Genomic DNA, 19,395 nt, shown 5'->3' on the forward strand with positions numbered 1-19,395 from the left:
CACGATGCCTGATTTTTTTATTATAGATGATAAATCCCTTTGCCCACTTTTCTTCCAACCTATATAATGAGCCTAATTCAAAAGGGTATAAGGAGGGGGAGTTATGGAATACAGATTAGTAAAGGCGGATCGCAAGGTGTTCTCGAAATATTTTGCTACCTATTATAAGAATAATTGGTTTAGACCGAGCTGGGGTGATTTAACCAAGGTTTTATCGGCTTCGGACGACGGTTACTGGGTTATCTCAGGTGACGATAAAGCGGCTGGGGTTTATTTGTCTGACAACTCCATCGGACTTGTATTTGGCATCCCCCCCTATTTAATTACCACCAAGATGATCGATGACATCAAGAGGCATCTCATCAAATCTTGGAATTTGACAGAGGATCTGCATGCATATAACGTTCTGGCTGAGCAGGAGATCGCTTTTCGTGAAACGGGTTTCGTTCGGGTTGAATCCAGGCAATGCATGATGCGGCCTACCGAAGAGCTGGACGCATCGATGAGTCTCAATTATTGGCATAGAAAACCGGCAATAGATGATGTGTCTAAGATTGCAGAGGTGTTTAAGGAAGCATATGCTAATGGCCCGGATGAGCGGGAAGTCGGGGTTTATGCTGATGATGCGGCACGATATTTTGACGTAGTGCCCTCCAAGCTGTTGGGAGCATCTTCCGTAGTATATGACCGAACAACGGAAGAAATCGTCGGCGTATGTTTGATCTCTTTATGGGAGGGCTTGCCACTCGTCTATAGTATCGCAGTATTACCCCAACATCGAGGAATGGGGTTGGCGAGCGCGATGCTGGATAGGGCGTTAACCGTCTTGGAGCCTGATTATCCTGTGCTGCGTCTTTTTGTAACGACGGGAAATCTCGCGGAGCAGTTGTATAGGAAGAAAGGTTTTCACTCCGGCGGGGAATATCATCATCTTAAATACACCATCGAGTAAGATAGGATGCGTAGGTGTTTTGGAAGTGTGATAAACGGAAGCTAGTTCTTTCATCCATTCTCTGAGGAGGTATTCAGTTGAACATTTCGATTGGCGGTTATTCTTTTTATAATACGTTTCTGGAAGGCAAAATGGATGTGTTCGGTTATTTGGAGACAGTGAAGTACCGGTACCGAATGGATGCGGTTGATTTGTGGAACGGTTTTTTTATCGATCGCAGCGACAGCGTTTATAAGCTTGCTGATAAGAGCTACATCCGGAAAATCAGAGAGGCACTGGATGAGAAAGAGATGAGGGTGGCCAACTTTGCTGTGGACGGAGCGCATCTATGGGATCCTGACCCGGAGCTTCGACAGAGGCTGTATGAGAATGCGCTGGTTCATCTGGATGCCGCTGAAATCCTGGGCGCCGAAACCGTGCGGATCGACACCGGCGGCAGTTATAAGGGATCGGAGCCGATGACTTGCGAACAGTTCGAGTATACCGTTAAACGTTATCGGGAATATGCGAATCGTGCAGCGGATGGCGGTTATATCATTGGTCCGGAAAATCATATGGGTGCATCGCTGCTTCCGCGAGAAATGAAACGGCTTGCCGAGGAAATCCATCATCCGGCTTTTGGTTTTCTGCTTCATCTTGGCAGATGGAAGACAGATGAGGCTGAAGGTGATGTGATGGTTGCCCCATGGACGGTACATACTCATTTTGACGCGAAAACAGCGGTTCAACCCGATGCGGAGGAGAAGGTACGGAGCCTGCTCGCAGGCGGATACAAGGGTTACTGGGGCGTCGAATACAATGCGCCGCGCAACCAATATGTGGAGATGGAATGGATTATCGGGGCTGTTAAACGGATCGTGAGTAATGCCAGTCGGGTTGAGTTGGAATGATGAGATCGACGGGATGGTTGCCTTGAATTGCATTGCATTGAATTTGTATTGCATTGGAAGTACATCTGGATTGCGTTGAATTACATTGTATTGTATTTGTTTCGTATTGTATTTGTTTTGTTAATGGACTGAGCATCCGTTATTTAGTTAAAAAAGATGAGATTAACTAGTTTAGCGGACATAAGATACGTTATTCGCCGTAAAAGTGTGATTATCGCCCTATGTTAACTAAAATAACGGACCTGGTGTCCGTTCGATTTGCGAAATGAGCTGTTTTGATGGAAATAACGGATCTGGTGTCCGTTCGATTCGCGAAAAGAGCTGGGGTGATCAAAATAGAGGTGTTTGGGTCTGGTTGTGCATAATGGTAAGAGTCTCATCCCCATTAGTCTTGGATTGGTACAGATGCTTTATCTTGGTCTGCATCTGCCCCCTTCAGTTATAAGGGGAAGGAAGTTGTGTGGTAGACTGCGCTTTTGTACGCAGATCATTTATCCTTATGCAGAAAACAAGAGAGCCGGTTCCATGGAACCGGCTCTCTTGTTTGTTGTCAGCAGCCTGTAAGCAAGGCCGCTTCAACCGCTTAACTTAAACTGGCTGTTATATAACTCGTAATAAAAGCCGCGTTTGGTCAGCAGCTCTTCGTGTGTGCCGCGCTCCGAGATACCGCCTTGATTCATGACGAGAATCTGGTCAGCCTCACGGATCGTGCTTAGACGATGAGCGATGACGAAGCTCGTTCGGCCCTGCATCAGGGTGCGCATGGCGGTCTGAATATGCATCTCCGTCCGCGTATCGATGCTGCTGGTAGCTTCGTCCAGAATCAGAATGACCGGGTCGGCAAGCACCGCGCGCGCGATCGTCAAGAGCTGCCGCTGGCCCTGGCTCAGGTTGCCTCCACCCGAGAGAAGCTGCGTATCATAGCCTTCGGGCGGCTTCATAATGAAGTCATGCGCATTGGCAAGCTTGGCGGCAGTTTCGATCTCTTCGTCCGAGGCATCAAGCCGGCCGTAGCGGATGTTCTCCCGAATCGATGCCGAGAATACATAGGCATCCTGCAGCACGATTCCCAGCTTGCTCCGCAGATTGTCCTTATCAAGCAGTCGGATATCGACCCCATCAATGGTGATCACGCCAGAATCGATTTCATAGAAACGGGTGAGCAGATTGATGATGGTGGTTTTGCCGGCGCCTGTCGGACCGACGAGCGCAATGGTCTCACCCGGCCGAGCGGTAAGTGAAACATCCTTCAGGATCGGGACGCCATCCTTATAACTGAAGCAGACTCGGTCAAATTGTACCTCCCCATACATGTCATCTGCTGCATTCTCGTCTTGATTGTCTTGGTACTCGGACTCGGTATCGATAATCTCAAAGACCCGTTCAGCACCCGCCACAGCAGATTGCACCAGGTTGAATTGATTCGCCAAATCGTTCAGCGGCCGTTGAAACTGCTTCGAGTAGTTTAGAAATGCAACGACAACACCCACGGTAGTAAAATCCTTGAATGCCATGTACCCGCCAACCGCCGCTATTAAAGCAAAGCTGACGTTATTCAGCACGTTCATAACCGGCCCGACGGTACCCGAGTAGATCTGAGCTTGAATGCTGGCATCGGTCAGCTTCTTGTTCATGACATCGAACTGCGCAGCGGCATGCCGTTCCCGGCGATATACCTGTACGACCTTCTGACCCGAGACGGTTTCCTCGATAAAGCCATTAAGCTCACCCAGCGTGCTTTGCTGCTTGGAGAAATGCTTCCTTGTCCGGCTTGCTACCGTCTTTGTGAACAGCATGACAAGCGGAATGGTCACCATACTGAGCAGCGTCAGCCATACATTGAGGTACAGCATGATGGCAAGCGATCCAACCAGGGACAGTACGCTTGAGATTAGCTGGGTTACGCTCTGATTCAATGTCCCCGAGACATTCTCGATATCGTTGGTTGTGCGGCTCATCAATTCGCCGTGCGTCTTGCTGTCAAAGAATCGCAGCGGAAGGACTTGAAGTCTTGCAAAAATATCCCTCCGCATAGCCTGAATAGACAGCTGGGAGACCTTAACCATGACATGCTGCTGCAGCCATGCCGTGAGTGCGGTACCTGCGTAAACCGCAAGAAGCACCGCACACAACCCCATGAGTCCCTTAAAATCTCCGGGAATGATGTAATGATCCACCGCATTTCCCAGCAGGTAAGGAGCAACCAGAGACAGAATCGTTGTGATAAGCGTGAACACGAAAACAGCGATCATACCGCCTTTAAATGGTTGAATGTAACTCCAGATCCGGCGTATCGTTCCCATCGTATTTTTGGGCTTCGCCTTGGCCATCGTCATTCCACGCATGGGGCTGCCGCCGCGCATGCTCAGATCCGGAGCGTCCGCATGGACATGCTTTGATCCCTGATCCGGTTTAGCCATGGGAAGACACCTCCTTGCCGAATTGCGATTGATAAATATCCTGGTATAACTCACAGGAAGCAAGCAGCTCGCTGTGCGTACCCTCCGCTACCAATTTCCCATCATCCAGCACCAATATAAGATCGGCATCGATCACGGAAGAGATCCGCTGGGCAATCATGAGGCAGGTGCGGCCGTTCATCAGCCGGGCCAACTCTTTCTGAAGCCTGGACTCCGTACCCATATCGATGGCGCTTGTACTGTCATCAAGAATAAGAATGGCGGGGCGAAGCAATAATGCCCGTGCAATGGAGATCCGCTGCTTCTGGCCGCCGGAGAGGTTCACGCCTCTTTGTCCAAGGATCGTATCGTACCCTTCCGGCATGGACGAAATGAATTCATGCGCCTGCGCAGCCTTGGCTGCTGCAATCACTTCTTCATCGGAAGCATCCGCTTTTCCGTAGCGGATATTGTCCCGAATGGTGCCTGTGAAGAGGATGGATTCTTGCAGGACGATGCCGATTCGTTCGCGTAACGCCGATAAATCGTATTGTCGCACATCGGTTCCATCGATGAATATCCGCCCGGAAGTTACATCATACAGGCGGGGGAGCAGGGATACCAGAGAGGTTTTTCCCGAACCGGTTGCCCCCATAATCGCGACGGTCTGCCCCGGTCGAACCTTGAAACTGACATGATGTAAAACGGGCTTCTGAATCTCCGGTTTATAGGAAAAAGTCACCTGGTCAAATACGATTTCTCCCTGCTTGTATGCGTTCATCGTCGGATGAACAACGTTCACGATCTCGGATTCCGTATGCATGACTTCCTGGATACGATCAGCGGAAACCTTGGCTGTAGAGATTCGAACCAGCATCATCGCCACGGAGGAAACGGAGAACAGCACCTGTGTCACATAGTTGATAAAGGCTACCAGGCTTCCCACCTCAAATGAGCCATCAATCGCGTTCTTCCCGCCGAGCCATAGGACAATCACGATACTGATGTTCAGTATCATGGTCAGGATAGGCATATTCAGCGCAACGATCCGTTGTGTTTTAACCGAAACTTGCGTGAAATCGGTATTCGCTTGATGGAATCGATCCTGCTCATACCCGGCTCGCACGAATGCTTTGGATACCCGGATGCCGGCGAAATTCTCCTTCAGGACCGTATTCACTTTATCGAGTTTCTTCTGAACGGTGGCGAATAAAGGGAGGGTGGCCCGGATCAGGAAGAACATCACAACGAACAATAACGGAACGGCAATGGCCAGAATGATGGCGAGCTTGGGACTAATGATCACCGCCATAATGATACTTCCAATCGCGAGAAATGGAGACCGGACGAAGATGCGCAGCAGCATCTGGATCATGGTCTGAAGCTGAACGATGTCGCTCGTAAGCCGAGTGATAAGTGAACCGGTTGAGATATCGTCCAAATTACGGAACGAGAGGGTTTGAACCTTGCGGAACAAATCCCGGCGCAGGTCGGCACCGAAACGCTGCGAGGCAATGGAAGAATAGATCGTACATCCGAGACCTCCAAGCAGCCCGATGGCAGCCGCACCCAGCATGATGAGACCTGTATGGAGAATGTGTGAAGTATCGTTCTGCATGACGCCTTGATCAATAATGCTGGCCATGAGAATGGGCTGGAGCAAATCCATGGCAACCTCCAGCAGCATAAGAAGCGGTGCAAGCAGGGCTGCAGCCCAGTGGGGACGTAAATAACGAAATAATTTGAGCAAGAATAATGGCACCTTCTTTATTCTTTTTAGTCTAAATACCAAGTTAAGCCATAGGCTCCAATCTTGTCAAAGGGAAAAGGGACAGGTGCGATTCACCTCTCTTAAGAAAAACTTTAACTTTTTCCTACTTTTCCTTAAACTCTATTCATTAATCTGGATAGACCAAGCTAGAGGGAGTTGTTGAAGTTGAAAAAGGGTTTAATCATGCTCGTTTTATTTCTGTTGGTCGGATGCGAGTCCATTCTGACGGAGACACCGAACGTGAAGGATAGGGTGGACAGTAGAGATGGACAGGAAACAAAAACGGATTCCGGCATGCCATCGAATTATCCATCAGCTAAGCAGACGATCCGGGTATCGGAAGAACAAGTGACACGTGGAAATTTGGTCCTGGTCAATAAGGATCATCCGCTAGATCCGGAAGCGGTGCCGAAGGATATCGTAACATTGTTTGAGTATAACGACTTAATGTATGGATATGTGGTTCTGGACAACACGATCCGGTTATCGCGCAGTGTGGCGGAGAATTTCGGAGATATGATTGAAGCCGCCGGACAAGACGGAGTCAATCACTTTATGATCAGCAGCGGGTATCGGAATGAGAGCGAGCAAGAACAGCTATATCGTGAAAAAGGTTCCGATTACGCCTTGCCTCCAGGCTACAGCGAGCATAATCTCGGGCTCTCGATGGATATCGGATCGACGCAGCAATCGATTGACCGATCGCCTGAAGGGAAGTGGCTGAAGGAGCATGCATGGGCGCACGGCTTCATTCTTCGCTATCCTCAGGACAAAACAGAGATTACAGGCATTCAGTATGAACCGTGGCATTTTCGTTATGTTGGGCAGCCGCACAGCATGATCATGAAGGAATTGAATCTTACATTGGAGGAATATTTGGATTACCTGAAGGAACAATCCAGCTATAGAACAACCGTAGAGGGGAAGGAATACGAAATAAAGTATGTACCCGTGACGTCCAAAGATATGGAGATTGAGATACCGGCAGGAAGCGAGTATGAGATATCCGGAAACAATATCGACGGAATCATTGTGACGGTACGGCTAAACAAGGATGATGCGGAATGAAAATATCGTATAAATGGATGCTTGTGTTACTATATGCGCTGTATCTCTATGTCTTACTCAAGGTGATTTTATTCAAGTTTGGTTCCGTAGATCTATCGGTTTTGTGGCAGCAGCTGCATCGAGCCACCGAGATCCCGGAATATCTACAGAATCGATTGCAATTTGCCAATTTCACGCCCTTTGAATCCATTCGAATGAATATGAAGCACCTATCAAGCGGGCATGACGTGATCAATCTCTTCGGGAATATCGCCATATTTATGCCCAATGGCATATTCGTCGGTTTTATGCTTAGGAACAAGTTCTTCGGATTCATCGGCTCCTTCACGACATCCCTGGGGTTGAGCCTGGGACTGGAATGCTCCCAGCTCGTTTTTTCAATGGGAAGTTTTGATGTGGATGATTTAATCCTGAATACAGCCGGTGGGGTGCTCGGATACGGCGTGTTTCTCATGCTAAAACTAACCTTAGCGGGAACAACTCTTCCTATTGACGAGAGAAGAGGAAGAACGGATAAGCCTTTAACTGGGAACGAATAAGTAGGGAATGGAAATGGATTGGATAGTAGGGTATCGGAACAATAAAGGTAGAAGCATGACCATTACCCAGTATTATACCGGGTAATGGTCGCAGCATTAACATGTTCTTAACCTTCATATCGTTTGACGGGGTTATAACCTGAGCGTCTTTCATCTAGATCTTGGCCGAACCGGCCTGCGGGCCTGCTGACACGCTGCGAAGCCAGCTTCGCCGCCATTTCAGCTGCATTATGACCGTAAGCGCCAGCGAAGTCGCGGCAATGAAACTTAAGATGATGAAACCTGCGGTATATGAGCCTGTCGCTTGGTACAACCGGCCAAGAATAAGCGGAAGAGCATAACCGCCCAGACCTCCGGCGGCCCCGACAATGCCGGTAACCAAACCGATCTCGCCACCAAACCGCTGAGGGACGAGCTGAAATACCGAACCGTTTCCCGCACCCAGGCACATCATGCCGATAAACAGCAGCGTGACAACCAGCCAAAGGGGAGGCAAGAAGGAGACGCCGATTAGCATGATGGACGCCCCGGCATAGAGAAACATCAGCATGCGCGAGCCTCCGATTCGATCAGCCAGAAAGCCGCCCACAGGGCGGAAGAAGCTCCCAGCTATAACGCAGATCGTGGTAATGTCCGCCGCCTGAACCGCTGAGAGACCATACTGTGTGTTGAAGAAGATCGTCAAATAGTTGGCGAGTCCCACAAAGCCGCCGAACGTTACGCAGTACAGGGCACAGAATACCCATGCATCGCGCTGCTTAAGGACATTTCCATATTCGGATAATTTTTTGGGAGCCGGACGATTCGGACTATTGCGCGCAAACAGCGAGAAATAGATGAAGACCAACACAATGGGGATAATGGCGAGTCCGAACACCATCTCCCAGCTTCCGAAATGTTGGGCGAGCCGATTGGCAAAGAGGGTTGCGAGGACGGTGCCGCTGTTACCGGCCCCGGCAATCCCCATCGCCAAACCTTGATGTTCCTTGGGATACCACTGTCCTGCCAACGGCAGAGCTGCGGCGAACGAAGCTCCAGCAACCCCTAGCAGAACAGCAACGACATACAATTGATCCAGGGAATCGACCCACAGCCAGCCTAATAATAAAGGGAGCAGCGTAACGACCATTCCAATTTGGGCTGTTAGTTTGGGGCCGAGGCGATCCGCCAGGAAACCTAATACGAGTCGGAGTATGGAGCCGCCCAGAACGGGAAGCGCCACCAGATTTGCCTTCTGCACCGGGTCCATCGGATAATCCGCGGCAATGACCACCGCAAGGGGTCCAAGCATGCCCCATATCATAAAGCTGATATCAAAATACAGAAAAGCACCGAACAGCGAGGGCTTATGCCCGCTTTGCCAAAATCCTTTTCTCTCCATGGTTATCGCTCCTTATCCAAATGTGTACTTTCTCTAATCGTTGTCGACGCACAGCTGCAGGCATAAAAAGGCCGCAATTCGCCCTTTGCCAAGACGATTTGCGGCCTCATTGCCCAAGACTAAAGACACAGCATTGTGTCCCCGTCCGTAAAATAACATATGATTTTGATGATTCACATTATAGAGAAGAGGTTAAATGAATGTCAATATACTTTACATAATTTATCTAAAAATTTATTTATCCAGCAATAAAATTAATTTAGTGTTATATATATTGACATTTAATTGATCATCAACTAATCTGAATGTATTGTAATTATTGAAATCCGGCACAATGATGTGCCGAATTCGAGGCAATGACGCCCTTTCCCTGATCACGGGGGAAGGGCGTTTGTCATTTTCTCACATGAAAATGACATGGCGGGAATGGAGGGAATTCATGATGAGAAAGAAACTACTTGTCGTTGGCAATGGGATGGCGGGGATAAGATGTGTAGAGGAAATCCTCAAGCTGGACCCGGAGCTCTTCGATATTACGATATTCGGTGCGGAACCTCGTCCCAACTACAATCGGATCCTGTTATCCAAAGTTCTTCAAGGTGAACATTCTCTTCAGGATATCATTCTGAACGACTGGTCCTGGTATGAGGTGCATGGCATTCGATTGTTGGCGGGGGAGACCGTTCGTCATATCGATATTAAATCCCGCTCTGTTGAGACAGCCTCCGGTATACGGGAAACGTATGATGCTTTAATTCTAGCAACAGGCTCATCCCCCTTCATTCCGCCGATCCCCGGAACGGATAAGGAAGGAGTTATTTCGTTTCGGACCGTGGACGACTGTATGCAAATGGCCGACATGTCCAAGATGTACGCTAAGGCGGCTGTCATTGGCGGAGGATTACTGGGATTGGAGGCTGCCCGCGGGCTTCTCCATCTCGGGATGGAAACCCAAGTGGTTCATAATGCTCCTTACATCATGAACCGACAGCTGGATCGAACGGCTTCGATGATGCTGCAGCGGGAACTTGAAGCTCAGGGGATGCGATTTAACTTATCAAAGGACACCACGCGAATTGTTGGCCGTACCCGGGCTCAAGGCCTTCGGTTTATGGACGGGTCGCGGCTTGATGCGGATGTAGTCGTACTCGCTGTAGGGATCAAGCCTAATGTGGAGCTTGCCCAAAGAAGCGGCCTTCGAACGCAGCGGGCGATTCTGGTGGATGACTTCATGAGAACAAGCGAGCCGAACATTTATGCCGTGGGAGAGTGCGCGGAACACCGGGGCATTAGTTATGGTCTGGTCGCTCCCCTGTATGAGCAGGGGAAGGTGCTTGCCCGTGTCATCTGCGGCCGGGAGGCTGAACCTTATTGCGGGTCGATTCCCTACTCCCAGCTTAAAGTATCGGGCGTGGATGTATTTTCCGCCGGGTTGGTATCAGGAGAAGATGCTGAAACGGCTATTCAGCATTACGATGCCGTATGCGGCACATATAAAAAAGTGACCATGCGCAAAGGCAGGGTTACGGGTGCTATTCTGTTCGGAAATACGAATGAGGGGTCCTCGCTGCTGGCATTGGTGCAGCAGGGTGCGGCTGTGTCGGAGCTTATACCTTCTGAAAGCAGAGCCGCCAGCACAGCCGAATCTGCTGCGGAGGCGCTGCCTGACGATGAAACGGTGTGTGCTTGCAATGGTGTCAGCAAAGCGGCGATCATGCGGGCTATTACCGAACATCATCTGGAAAGCTCGGATGAAGTGAAGGCGTTTACCAGGGCATCCGGTTCCTGCGGTGGCTGCCGGCCTATGGTGGATGCCCTTGTCAAATATACGCGAAGCGGCAAAAAGAAAGAGGGCACACATACGGCAGTCAGAACGCAAGTTGAGGTTCCTGTATGTGAATGCACGGTGCTTGGTCAATCTTCACTGAAGCAAGCGGTTGTTCATGCCGTGGATCAAGGCTGTTATTCCATTTCGGAATTCATGTTACATCAGGGCTGGAAGAAGCGGGACGGATGTGAGGTGTGCCGTCCAGCCTTAAGCTTTTATTTTGAAATGGAAATGACGGGTGTAGTTAACGATGATGAACGGGCGCTGGCAATTAAAGCCCTTGACGATGTTTCTTTTGGGGGCTCAGGTTCTTATCAAGGGGTCAGGGTATGGGTTGGAGACACAGAAGGCTCTAACCCGGAGGCGGCAGGCATTCTTCGAATCGGAGAATGGCTTCGCAGTGCCTGGCGAGAAGTGTCTCTGCCTTCCCCGGTTCGTGCAGGAGTGTCTGATGGCACGGCATCGTCCGTCAGCATCCTGGTCCAGGGGATCGGAATCTCTGCTTCCCCCGCGGGCTGGGAGGTTTATCTCGGCGGACATGCGGAGCATCCTGTCCGTGAAGGGCAGCTGATCGGTGTTGCGGAACGCGAGGACGATGTCGTTCAGCTCGTAGCTGCTTGTTTGCAGTGGTACCGTCAGAACAGCATGTATGAGGAACCGCTGTGGAGGTGGGTGGAACGTACAGGCGTGACGGCGATCCGGGAGAATGTTCTTGACGATGATCTGCGAAGAGAACTTGCAGAGAAGCTGTCTCGCCATGTATGGGAGGCCCAAGTCGGTTAAAACAGGTGAATAATAGGAAGAGGTGGTCTGGATATGCTTCAATCGGATCGTACTGAAGCAACTGCTGAAGCGACAAGAACTGCTCCCGTAATCGAGACGCAATGTCCTTTCTGCAGTGTACAGTGCAAGATGACGGTTACCGAAGGTGAGAACGGCATTCCGGGTCAGCGCCGGGCTGAATATAAGGTGGAAGGAGTTCCGAACGCCGCTTCGGAGGGCAGGGTATGCGTCAAAGGCATGCATGCGCATCAGCATGCAGTCCAATCGCAGCGCCTGACGCATCCATTAATCCGTTCAAAAGGTGAGCTCGTTCCATGTTCATGGGATGAAGCCTTTGCCGTGGCCAGTCAACATATGCAGGGGATATTAGAGCAGTATGGACCTGATGCCAATGCCGTATACGGCGGTGGATCGCTGACCAATGAAACGGCATATTTGCTCGGGAAATTTGCCAGGGTGGCGCTGGGTACCCGCCATATCGATTATAACGGCCGCTTCTGTATGTCTGCCGCAGCCTCTGCCGGGAGCAAAACCTTCGGGATCGACCGGGGGTTGACGTTCCGATTGGCTGATATTCCTAAGGCCCGCTGCATCGTGCTGGCCGGCACCAACATAGCGGAATGCCAGCCTACGCTGCTGCCTTACTTCAACCAGGCTAAGGAGAATGGGGCGAGGATCATTGTCATCGATCCGCGGAAAACAGCCACCGCCACAATGGCCGATATGCATTTGCCGATCAGACCGGGAACGGATACCGTACTGGCGGATGCGATGCTTAAGATCATTATGGATGAAGGGCTCATCGATGAGACCTTCATTCAAGCAAGAACGAACGGTTACGATGAGCTTAGAGTTTATTTGAACAGCTTCGATCTCTCGGAGGCTGCAGGTATATGCGGATTGGAGCCGGGGCATATCCGGGAGGCGGCTTTAGCTTATGGTGAGTCGGATACAGGCATGGTGCTGACTGCGCGAGGGGTGGAGCAGCAGACGGATGGCCATCTGGCGGTTCGTCATTTTCTGAACCTGGTCTTGGCTACGGGGAAAATCGGGAGAGAAGGCTGCGGATACGGAGCCATCACCGGTCAGGGGAATGGACAAGGGGGAAGAGAGCATGGACAGAAGGCCGATCAGCTGCCGGGTTACAGGTCGATCGAGAATGAAAAGGATCGGGCTTATATTGCCTCCGTGTGGGGTGTGGATCCTTCAAGCCTGCCCGGGAAAGGCGTCTCGGCCTATGAGATGATGGAGCTGATTCATCAGGGAGTAATTAAATCGCTCTTTGTAATGGGCTCCAATCCTATCGTGTCGAATCCGAATGCCGGGCTTGTGGAGGAAGGCTTGAAGAAGCTTGATTTTCTAATAGTTGCCGACATGTTTATGTCCGAAACGGCTCATTTAGCTGATCTCGTTCTGCCGGTCACCTCCTACATGGAGAATGAAGGAACACTGACGAATCTGGAGGGACGGGTTCTTCTGCGAGAGGCAGGGCGCAAGGCGCCTGGTGAGGCGCGTCATGACTGGATGATTCTGTGCTCCATGGCAGACATGCTGGGGAAGGGGCATTATTTTCACTTTAACGAGCCTGAGGAGATCTTCAATGAACTGCGGCTTGCGAGCAAGGGTGGAATTGCGGACTACTACGGTATTACCTATGACCGATTGCGCCAGGAGAAGGGCGTATATTGGCCGTGCCCCTCACCAGAAGAGGCAGGGGTTGGTCTCCTGTTCCAACAATCGTTCGCCCATCCGGACGGGAAGGCCGTGTTCTCTGTAACGGAAGGGGATCCATGGAAAGGGGTATCTGAGACATATCCGCTCATTCTGACCAATGGTCGTGTTCTGTCCCACTATCTGACCGGCGTGCAGACCAGGAGGAGTCCTTCTTTGCTTGCACGCGAGCTGGAAAATTTCGTGGAGATCCATCCGATTACCGCTCAGCGTCACCGAATTCAGGACGGTGAGTGGGTAGAAATTCAGTCGGAGCATGGATGTTTTACCGTTCGAAGCAGAATCAAAGACCATATCCGAGAAGACACCTTGTTCGTCCCCATGCATTGGGGCGGCGTGCAGAATGTCAATTACGCGACCCGGCCGGAACTCGATCCGTTCTGTAAAATGCCCGGGTTCAAGACATCCGCTGTCCGGATAAGGCCTTTGAGGCAGGAGTAATGTCGAACTCTTAAGCTAACTCTTCATTGACAGGATGAATATGGAAATTTATAATAATAACAATTTTAATGATAAGGTAAACACGATAACTGGGAGTAGTAGGAGACGATCATGGTTCAGAGAGCTGCAGCGATGGTGAAATGCAGTCCATGAAAAATCCGAAGCTCGCCCATGAGTGGTGGGACAGAAAGCGAAGTATGTTCCGACGGTTGGCCTCCGTGATCTGGCCGTAAAAGCGGATCCGATGCATACCGGATCAAGTAGAGTGGTACCGCGAGGGCTTTAAGCCTGTCGTCTCTTCATGGAGATGGCAGGCTTTTTATATTTTATCGAAGGGAAGGGCTTTGTTATGGTTAACCCGTTTGAACAAGAGAGAGACTGTTTTATCTGTCGAAAGCATCGAGGAGAGATCGAAATTTCCGGTGGAGCGATTTATGAGGATGAGCTGCTCTACGTAGGCCATATTTCATCGGATTCTGGAGAGGCGTATCTCGGATATTTAATCGTGGATTTGAAGCGTCATGTACCCGGTTTGGCAGAGCTGCAAGACGATGAGTCGGCTGCCGTTGGACGGATGCTTACGCGGGTGAGCCGAGCATTAAAAGCCTGTGTAGGCGCAGAACATATTTACTCATTTGTATTAGGGGACCATGTTCCGCACCTGCATATTCATCTGATCCCCCGTTATCCGAATACGCCTTCGTCCTTCTGGGGATTCAAAATTAGCGGATGGCCTGATGCCCCTCGTGGTGATGCATCTCAGATCGAAGAGGTGTGTTCACGAATCAGGAAGTTTATGAGGGGAGATGAAGCTGCTGATAAAGCCCCGTAGATTCATGTGGTGGAAGCTCTAATATATACCTGGATTATGGGGAAGCGAAGCCATCCGAACTCCAGGCTCACTTTACTTAGCCCGCGAAGCAGTAAAAGCCGGAATCCTCAGCGATGGGAGGGAACGATTCGTACACGGAGCGTTTCTTCACAGAAAAAAGAGGGCATCCCGCCAGATCCTAAGATCTTTTGGGACGCTCTCTTCTTTTGACCTAAACAAGCTGATCTTGGAGGGCTTTCGCCCACTGCTCATGAAGCTTTTCTTCGGAAAGCTGGAAAATGTCATGATAACCATCCGGATTGCGGATGAGTTGATTTAATGGACCTAACCCATATTTTTTAATGATGAACTCAACGATCAGATAGGAGAACTGAAATCCTGTTTTGCCAAAATCCCAGGAAACATCATTGAGATCCTCGAAACTTGGAATTGCCCGATTGCTGATGGCTTCCGAAGTGGTGCTTCGAATGAAATCTTCGGACATTTGCTGCGCTTCGTACCCGCCGATGCCCTGACGGATCCATTTGGGGGCGAGGGGGTTGATGTCGCTGATCAACCACATGGTATACAAGTGCAGGGTGGACCGGAGGATCGATTGATACGTATGCTCGGGCCCCGGGTTTAAGGGTGAGACGATTTTTAACGTGTTGTTATCGAACGTGCCCATGAACCAATCCGGTGCATCCGATTCTCCAACGGCTTGATGGAATGTTGGCAGATCGGGATAGATTTCTATTACGATTTTACATGAAGGCTGATGATTATATTTCGCTGCAATCTGTTCAACATTGTTCTTAAGTTCTTCAAACAGGTCCTGATGCACTTTGCTCTGACGATGACTAACTTCACTTTTGCTTTCAAAGGATATCAAATCCAGAATTGACATAATCGTGATGTCACCCCATTCTTTTAATTCTTTCTTTAGCTTCTCCAAGGACCGGTACAATCGATTTTTCACCGCACTCTCGCGCATGCCCACGATCCTGGATATTTCCGACAGCGTACAATCCACGAAAAATCGCAAGGATATAATCTGTTGATCAAGCTCGTTCAGCTGCTTGAGTGCCGCGCTAATATCGATTCGAATATCAACATATCTGGCAAAATCAAGGGAGATGGACTGTGATTCATAACTTGTAAAGTCATAAGGCATCTCATGTTTACGTGATATACTTCGATATTCATTTTTAACCGTGTTCTGGGCGATCTTGAAGATCCAGGTGAACAGACTGGAATTCCCGTTAAACTTATCGAGGTTCTCCATTGCCCTTAAGAACACTTGTTGTGTTAAGTCATCTGCAGCCATCGGATTCACTTTCAGTGCGAGATAATGGCGAATCCTCAGGCGGTATTCATCATACACCTCTTCAAATGCACGATGGGTTCCCTGGTTATCCGGATAAACAGGGAGATTGTCATGAGCTCTTGACATGAATAAGAACCTCCTCTTGACCTTACAGTTTATTAGACACCGGAGGGATGTAAAAAGCCACATTCGACGGAAATAATTTCTCCTCATTTTTCATATGCTGACTGGGCCGGAAATCTAGGTTATTGACGCATTTATATCAATCATCCTATAAAGGCACAAGAATGAAAGACGGCTCTGCATATGATGTCTACATGATGAATAGGGAAGCGAGGTGATCCTAATATGTCTTCAAAACGCGTAAGGAAATCCAGAACCGCTTCAAAATCGAGACCTCCGCAGCATTGGGTAGGTCAACCGGTCGTGGTTGTTCTGAAGGACGGCAGCTACTATATCGGAGAACTGAATCAGATTCAAGGCCGGGAAGTAACGCTATCCGGACTTCGTGCTAACCAAAAAATGCCGGCTTCGATTGCTCGGAGCGGGGATAAAGCGCAGATTTCCGGATTTTTAAGCGATTTGTTTGGAGGTCCTCCAAGCACTCCGGCAGCCGAAGGGGCTGAGGAAGGAGAGGGAGTTGCGGCTGTAGGCGGTTTGGGCTTTTTGGGACAAATCGTGCCACACATTAAACTGGGCATGAATGTGATAAAAACCATTATGCCATTGATGGGAATGTTAAAAATATAACGTTGCTGCAACGTCTGGCAAATCACGAAACGAAGAAAAAGAAGCTTGAAGGCTTTTCAAGCTTCTTTTTTTATATGAGATATGCTTCCGCCATAACGATCGAACCATTACATGGCGATGGCACGCTGAATAATCGATTTGGCTTCCAGTGCAATGGCTTCATCTTTATCGTCGATGGCCTGCATGAATATTAACATGGGGATATATACGGCGATCATCCGTGCCAGAATCTTAGTTTCGTCGTCCACTTCGCCATAGATGTCATAGAAATCCTCCCTGGAGGCCGGTGGCAGGAAGCTGTAAACGATACTCAGGTCACAGGCTGGATGGCCGATGTTGACGTCACCCCAATCAATAATGCCCGAAAGCTTGCCGGCATCGTCGACCAACATGTTTTTAAAATGGAGATCGCCGTGGATAAGAACGTGTCGATGCCTGGCCCGTTCTAACTGGATGCCCCGCAAATAGTCAGCGATTTCGTTCAACTCCGCTTGCGTAATATAGAGGGTAAGACTGGAGAGGAGATTCAGCATTTTCTCTTTGCGGCCGGCGATATCGGTCAGATTACGCTGGTCAGACAATACTCCCGCCTGCTGCGCTAACTCCACGGGAAAAGCATGGAGATTCTTCAGAAAGTGGGCGAGCGTTGACGCCGAAAGCATCCGCATTTCATCTGAAATTCCAATCGGAAATTTTCCTGGAAGATAGGTATACCCCAGAAAAGGTGCAGGAAAGTCTTCGCTTTCTTTTCCGAAGAAAAGGGGTTTCGCATAAGGTACGGTTATGTAGTGTTCAAGCTTGGGCAGGATTTTTGCTTCGGTATTAAGTAAAGATATGGCAATACCTCTTCGAGGAAAGCGAAATACATACGCATCGCCAACGCGATAAACGGTGTTGTCCCATCCGTTTCCAATTTCCTGGATCGGGAGAGCGGACAACTGGGGAAATTGACGGGTAAGCAGTAGACGCACTAACGACTCGGTTACTTCCCATTCGGCATCCCATAGATTTCGTCCCATGGTGACCTTCACCTCCATAATGAATTTCTCGTAAGATGTATCGGATGTTATCAAGTCTAACGGAAGCGCTCCGTACAGGCAATCGAAGAGATAACTATAGTTGAAAATGACCAGCGAAAGTGTGTATCTGAATCATAGTGATTCCTTTCACAATAACAATATTGTATAGTAGAAGAGAGATAAAAGTCACTTGAGGACATCTATAAGACAATAATTCGACGAAATGAAGGGATTAGAGTGCCATATTTACGCTTTAAAGGATTTACCGAAGTTTTTCTTGAAGAAATCACACCACAGGTCGTTGCCGAATTCGCGGGGATTGTTCAAATACCGCAGGAAATTGTGAAGATCGAACTGCTTCCTTATCAGATCATAACCAATACGCCGTTATCCGTGGAAATCCTCATGTTCCAGAGATCTCAGGAGATTCATGATGCTGTTGCAGCCCGCATTCACGACATCTTGTCGGAACACGGGTACCGGAACGTACATATTTTCTTCGTGATTCTTCAGCGGAGTCTTTATTATAAAGAAGGCAGGCCGTTAGAATAAAATAAGACATTGCAGGCGAGACAGGGATGCAGGAGATGCATCCTTGTTTTTTTATATGAGGTAAAACAGGCTCAATGTTTCTTAGCTGATATGAGCATCTTGTCATGAATGATGGACTTTATAACTTATCTGCACGATCGTTATGATAAAGTGAGAGAGTACCAAGATTTATAAGAAGGTTGATAGGAGGACCCATGGATCAATTACAAGGCATATTGAAGAAATATTACGGATTGGATCATACCGTCGTTGTACCACAGAAGGGTGGTTGGGCAGCGCTCGCTTATAAAGTGCAGATGGATGGACAGGCCTATTTCCTGAAGGTTTATGAGAAGAGCCGGGCTTCCACGCCCAAATGGACTGCGCTGATTGATGATTACGTGCCTGTACTGTTGTGGCTTGAGGAGCATAGTCGTTTAAAGGGGAAGATTCCTGTTCCGATTCTCACACAAGACGGCTGCTATCAATGCGAGGATGACGAAGGAATTTATCTGTTGTATGAATATATCGTCGGGGATACAATCGCCGACACCAAGCTGACGAAGGATCAAGTGAGACAATTGGCAGAGATGATTGGAGAGCTCCATCGCTACGGTGAGGATTTTCCGCTGGTGACAGGTGCCATGACGGAAAACTACACGGTGCCGTTTCTTGATCAGCTAAGGAGCACGCTGGACGGGGAGTTGCCGTATGACCTCGGGAAAGTGCTGCTTCATCATATCGATAGCTTGAAGAAATTAATGCTTAAAGTTGAAGAGCTGTCCGAAGCGCTGAAGAATCGTGATCTGCGAATGGCGTTATGCCATACCGACGTACATGGATGGAATCTGATGTTTACGGGGCAGCACCTGAAACTGATTGATTGGGAGGGACTGAAGTTGGCACCGGTCGAAGCCGATATGATGTCGTTTGTGGATGAGCCCTATTTTTCAGAATTCATGAGAATTTATGCGAATACACACAGTCAGTATGAGGTGAACATCGAGGCGCTGACATTTTATCAAGGGAGACGCAAGCTGGAGGATGTCTGGGAATTCATGGAGCAGCTCCTCTACGATACTCAGGCGGACGGGGATCGAAAAGTGACCCTCAACCATTTGAAAAAAGAGCTGGAAGGGATTACGCCGTAAGTTCAAAGCCTGGGTCTCAACAT

The 19,395-nt window shown here is 49.2% G+C and carries 15 protein-coding genes and 1 other annotated feature; of the genes, 10 read left to right on the forward strand and 5 right to left on the reverse strand.

What is annotated here, in order from left to right; translation table 11 throughout:
* Positions 1-103 precede the first annotated feature (103 nt).
* Together PAEVO_RS05220 and PAEVO_RS05225 are read left to right on the forward strand one after the other, a co-directional pair.
* Complete coding sequence (locus PAEVO_RS05220) at positions 104-952, forward strand: GNAT family N-acetyltransferase (RefSeq protein ID WP_100536583.1); 849 nt, start codon at positions 104-106, stop codon at positions 950-952.
* Positions 953-1,029: 77 nt separating this feature from the next.
* Positions 1,030-1,842 carry a sugar phosphate isomerase/epimerase family protein gene (locus PAEVO_RS05225; protein WP_100536584.1) on the forward strand — a complete coding sequence of 271 codons (813 nt, stop codon included), beginning with the start codon at positions 1,030-1,032 and terminating at the stop codon, positions 1,840-1,842.
* Positions 1,843-2,417: 575 nt separating this feature from the next.
* Here the strand turns inward: PAEVO_RS05225 and PAEVO_RS05230 are convergent.
* Together PAEVO_RS05230 and PAEVO_RS05235 are read right to left on the reverse strand one after the other, a co-directional pair.
* Complete coding sequence (locus tag PAEVO_RS05230; RefSeq protein WP_100536585.1) at positions 2,418-4,262, reverse strand: ABC transporter ATP-binding protein; 1,845 nt, start codon at positions 4,260-4,262, stop codon at positions 2,418-2,420.
* A complete protein-coding gene (locus PAEVO_RS05235) occupies positions 4,255-5,991 on the reverse strand; it encodes an ABC transporter ATP-binding protein (RefSeq protein WP_100536586.1) in 1,737 nt (578 codons plus the stop codon). Before PAEVO_RS05235 ends, PAEVO_RS05230 begins: the two co-directional genes overlap by 8 nt.
* A 186-nt stretch (positions 5,992-6,177) precedes the next feature.
* On the opposite strand from PAEVO_RS05235, the gene PAEVO_RS05240 reads away from it, so the two are divergent.
* Together PAEVO_RS05240 and PAEVO_RS05245 are read left to right on the forward strand one after the other, a co-directional pair.
* On the forward strand, positions 6,178-7,080 hold the full coding sequence (locus PAEVO_RS05240; RefSeq protein ID WP_100536587.1) for a M15 family metallopeptidase: 903 nt from the start codon (positions 6,178-6,180) through the stop codon (positions 7,078-7,080).
* Entirely contained in the window at positions 7,077-7,619 is a 543-nt protein-coding gene (locus PAEVO_RS05245) for a VanZ family protein (protein ID WP_100536588.1), read from the forward strand. Before PAEVO_RS05240 ends, PAEVO_RS05245 begins: the two co-directional genes overlap by 4 nt.
* Before the next feature lie 154 nt (positions 7,620-7,773).
* Here the strand turns inward: PAEVO_RS05245 and PAEVO_RS05250 are convergent, their stop codons facing one another.
* Positions 7,774-9,000: a nitrate/nitrite transporter gene (locus tag PAEVO_RS05250; protein WP_100536589.1), complete on the reverse strand. Its 1,227-nt coding sequence runs from the start codon at positions 8,998-9,000 to the stop codon at positions 7,774-7,776.
* Positions 9,001-9,442: 442 nt separating this feature from the next.
* Here PAEVO_RS05250 and nirB point away from each other — a divergent pair, with 442 nt between their 5' ends.
* From nirB to PAEVO_RS05265, 3 genes are all read left to right on the forward strand, one after another.
* Positions 9,443-11,611 carry a nitrite reductase large subunit NirB gene (nirB, locus tag PAEVO_RS05255; protein ID WP_100539327.1) on the forward strand — a complete coding sequence of 723 codons (2,169 nt, stop codon included), beginning with the start codon at positions 9,443-9,445 and terminating at the stop codon, positions 11,609-11,611.
* 33 nt (positions 11,612-11,644) lie between these two features.
* Complete coding sequence (gene nasC / locus PAEVO_RS05260; RefSeq protein WP_100536590.1) at positions 11,645-13,783, forward strand: assimilatory nitrate reductase catalytic subunit NasC; 2,139 nt, start codon at positions 11,645-11,647, stop codon at positions 13,781-13,783.
* A 76-nt stretch (positions 13,784-13,859) separates the two neighbouring features.
* Positions 13,860-14,085 (forward strand) — a binding site (T-box leader).
* 47 nt (positions 14,086-14,132) lie between these two features.
* Positions 14,133-14,615 (forward strand): HIT family protein, encoded by a 483-nt coding sequence (locus tag PAEVO_RS05265; protein WP_100539328.1) that lies wholly within the window; start codon positions 14,133-14,135, stop codon positions 14,613-14,615.
* Between the two features lie 211 nt (positions 14,616-14,826).
* Here PAEVO_RS05265 and PAEVO_RS05270 read toward each other — a convergent pair whose 3' ends face one another.
* Positions 14,827-16,047 carry an RNA polymerase sigma factor gene (locus PAEVO_RS05270; protein ID WP_100536591.1) on the reverse strand — a complete coding sequence of 407 codons (1,221 nt, stop codon included), beginning with the start codon at positions 16,045-16,047 and terminating at the stop codon, positions 14,827-14,829.
* A 222-nt stretch (positions 16,048-16,269) separates the two neighbouring features.
* On the opposite strand from PAEVO_RS05270, the gene PAEVO_RS05275 reads away from it, so the two are divergent.
* Positions 16,270-16,671 (forward strand): hypothetical protein, encoded by a 402-nt coding sequence (locus tag PAEVO_RS05275; protein WP_100536592.1) that lies wholly within the window; start codon positions 16,270-16,272, stop codon positions 16,669-16,671.
* A gap of 107 nt (positions 16,672-16,778) precedes the next feature.
* Here the strand turns inward: PAEVO_RS05275 and PAEVO_RS05280 are convergent, their stop codons facing one another.
* The gene (locus tag PAEVO_RS05280) at positions 16,779-17,690 is read right to left on the reverse strand and encodes an aminoglycoside phosphotransferase family protein (RefSeq protein WP_100536593.1); all 912 of its coding nucleotides are present in this window, start codon (positions 17,688-17,690) and stop codon (positions 16,779-16,781) included.
* A gap of 237 nt (positions 17,691-17,927) precedes the next feature.
* On the opposite strand from PAEVO_RS05280, the gene PAEVO_RS05285 reads away from it, so the two are divergent.
* Positions 17,928-18,242 (forward strand): DUF1904 family protein, encoded by a 315-nt coding sequence (locus tag PAEVO_RS05285; RefSeq protein WP_100536594.1) that lies wholly within the window; start codon positions 17,928-17,930, stop codon positions 18,240-18,242.
* A 194-nt stretch (positions 18,243-18,436) separates the two neighbouring features.
* Positions 18,437-19,372 carry a phosphotransferase enzyme family protein gene (locus PAEVO_RS05290; protein ID WP_100536595.1) on the forward strand — a complete coding sequence of 312 codons (936 nt, stop codon included), beginning with the start codon at positions 18,437-18,439 and terminating at the stop codon, positions 19,370-19,372.
* Positions 19,373-19,395 lie beyond the last annotated feature (23 nt).

This window comes from Paenibacillus sp. GM2FR (assembly GCF_002803325.1).
In the GTDB taxonomy this organism is placed as follows: Bacteria; Bacillota; Bacilli; order Paenibacillales; family Paenibacillaceae; genus Paenibacillus_AQ; species Paenibacillus_AQ lautus.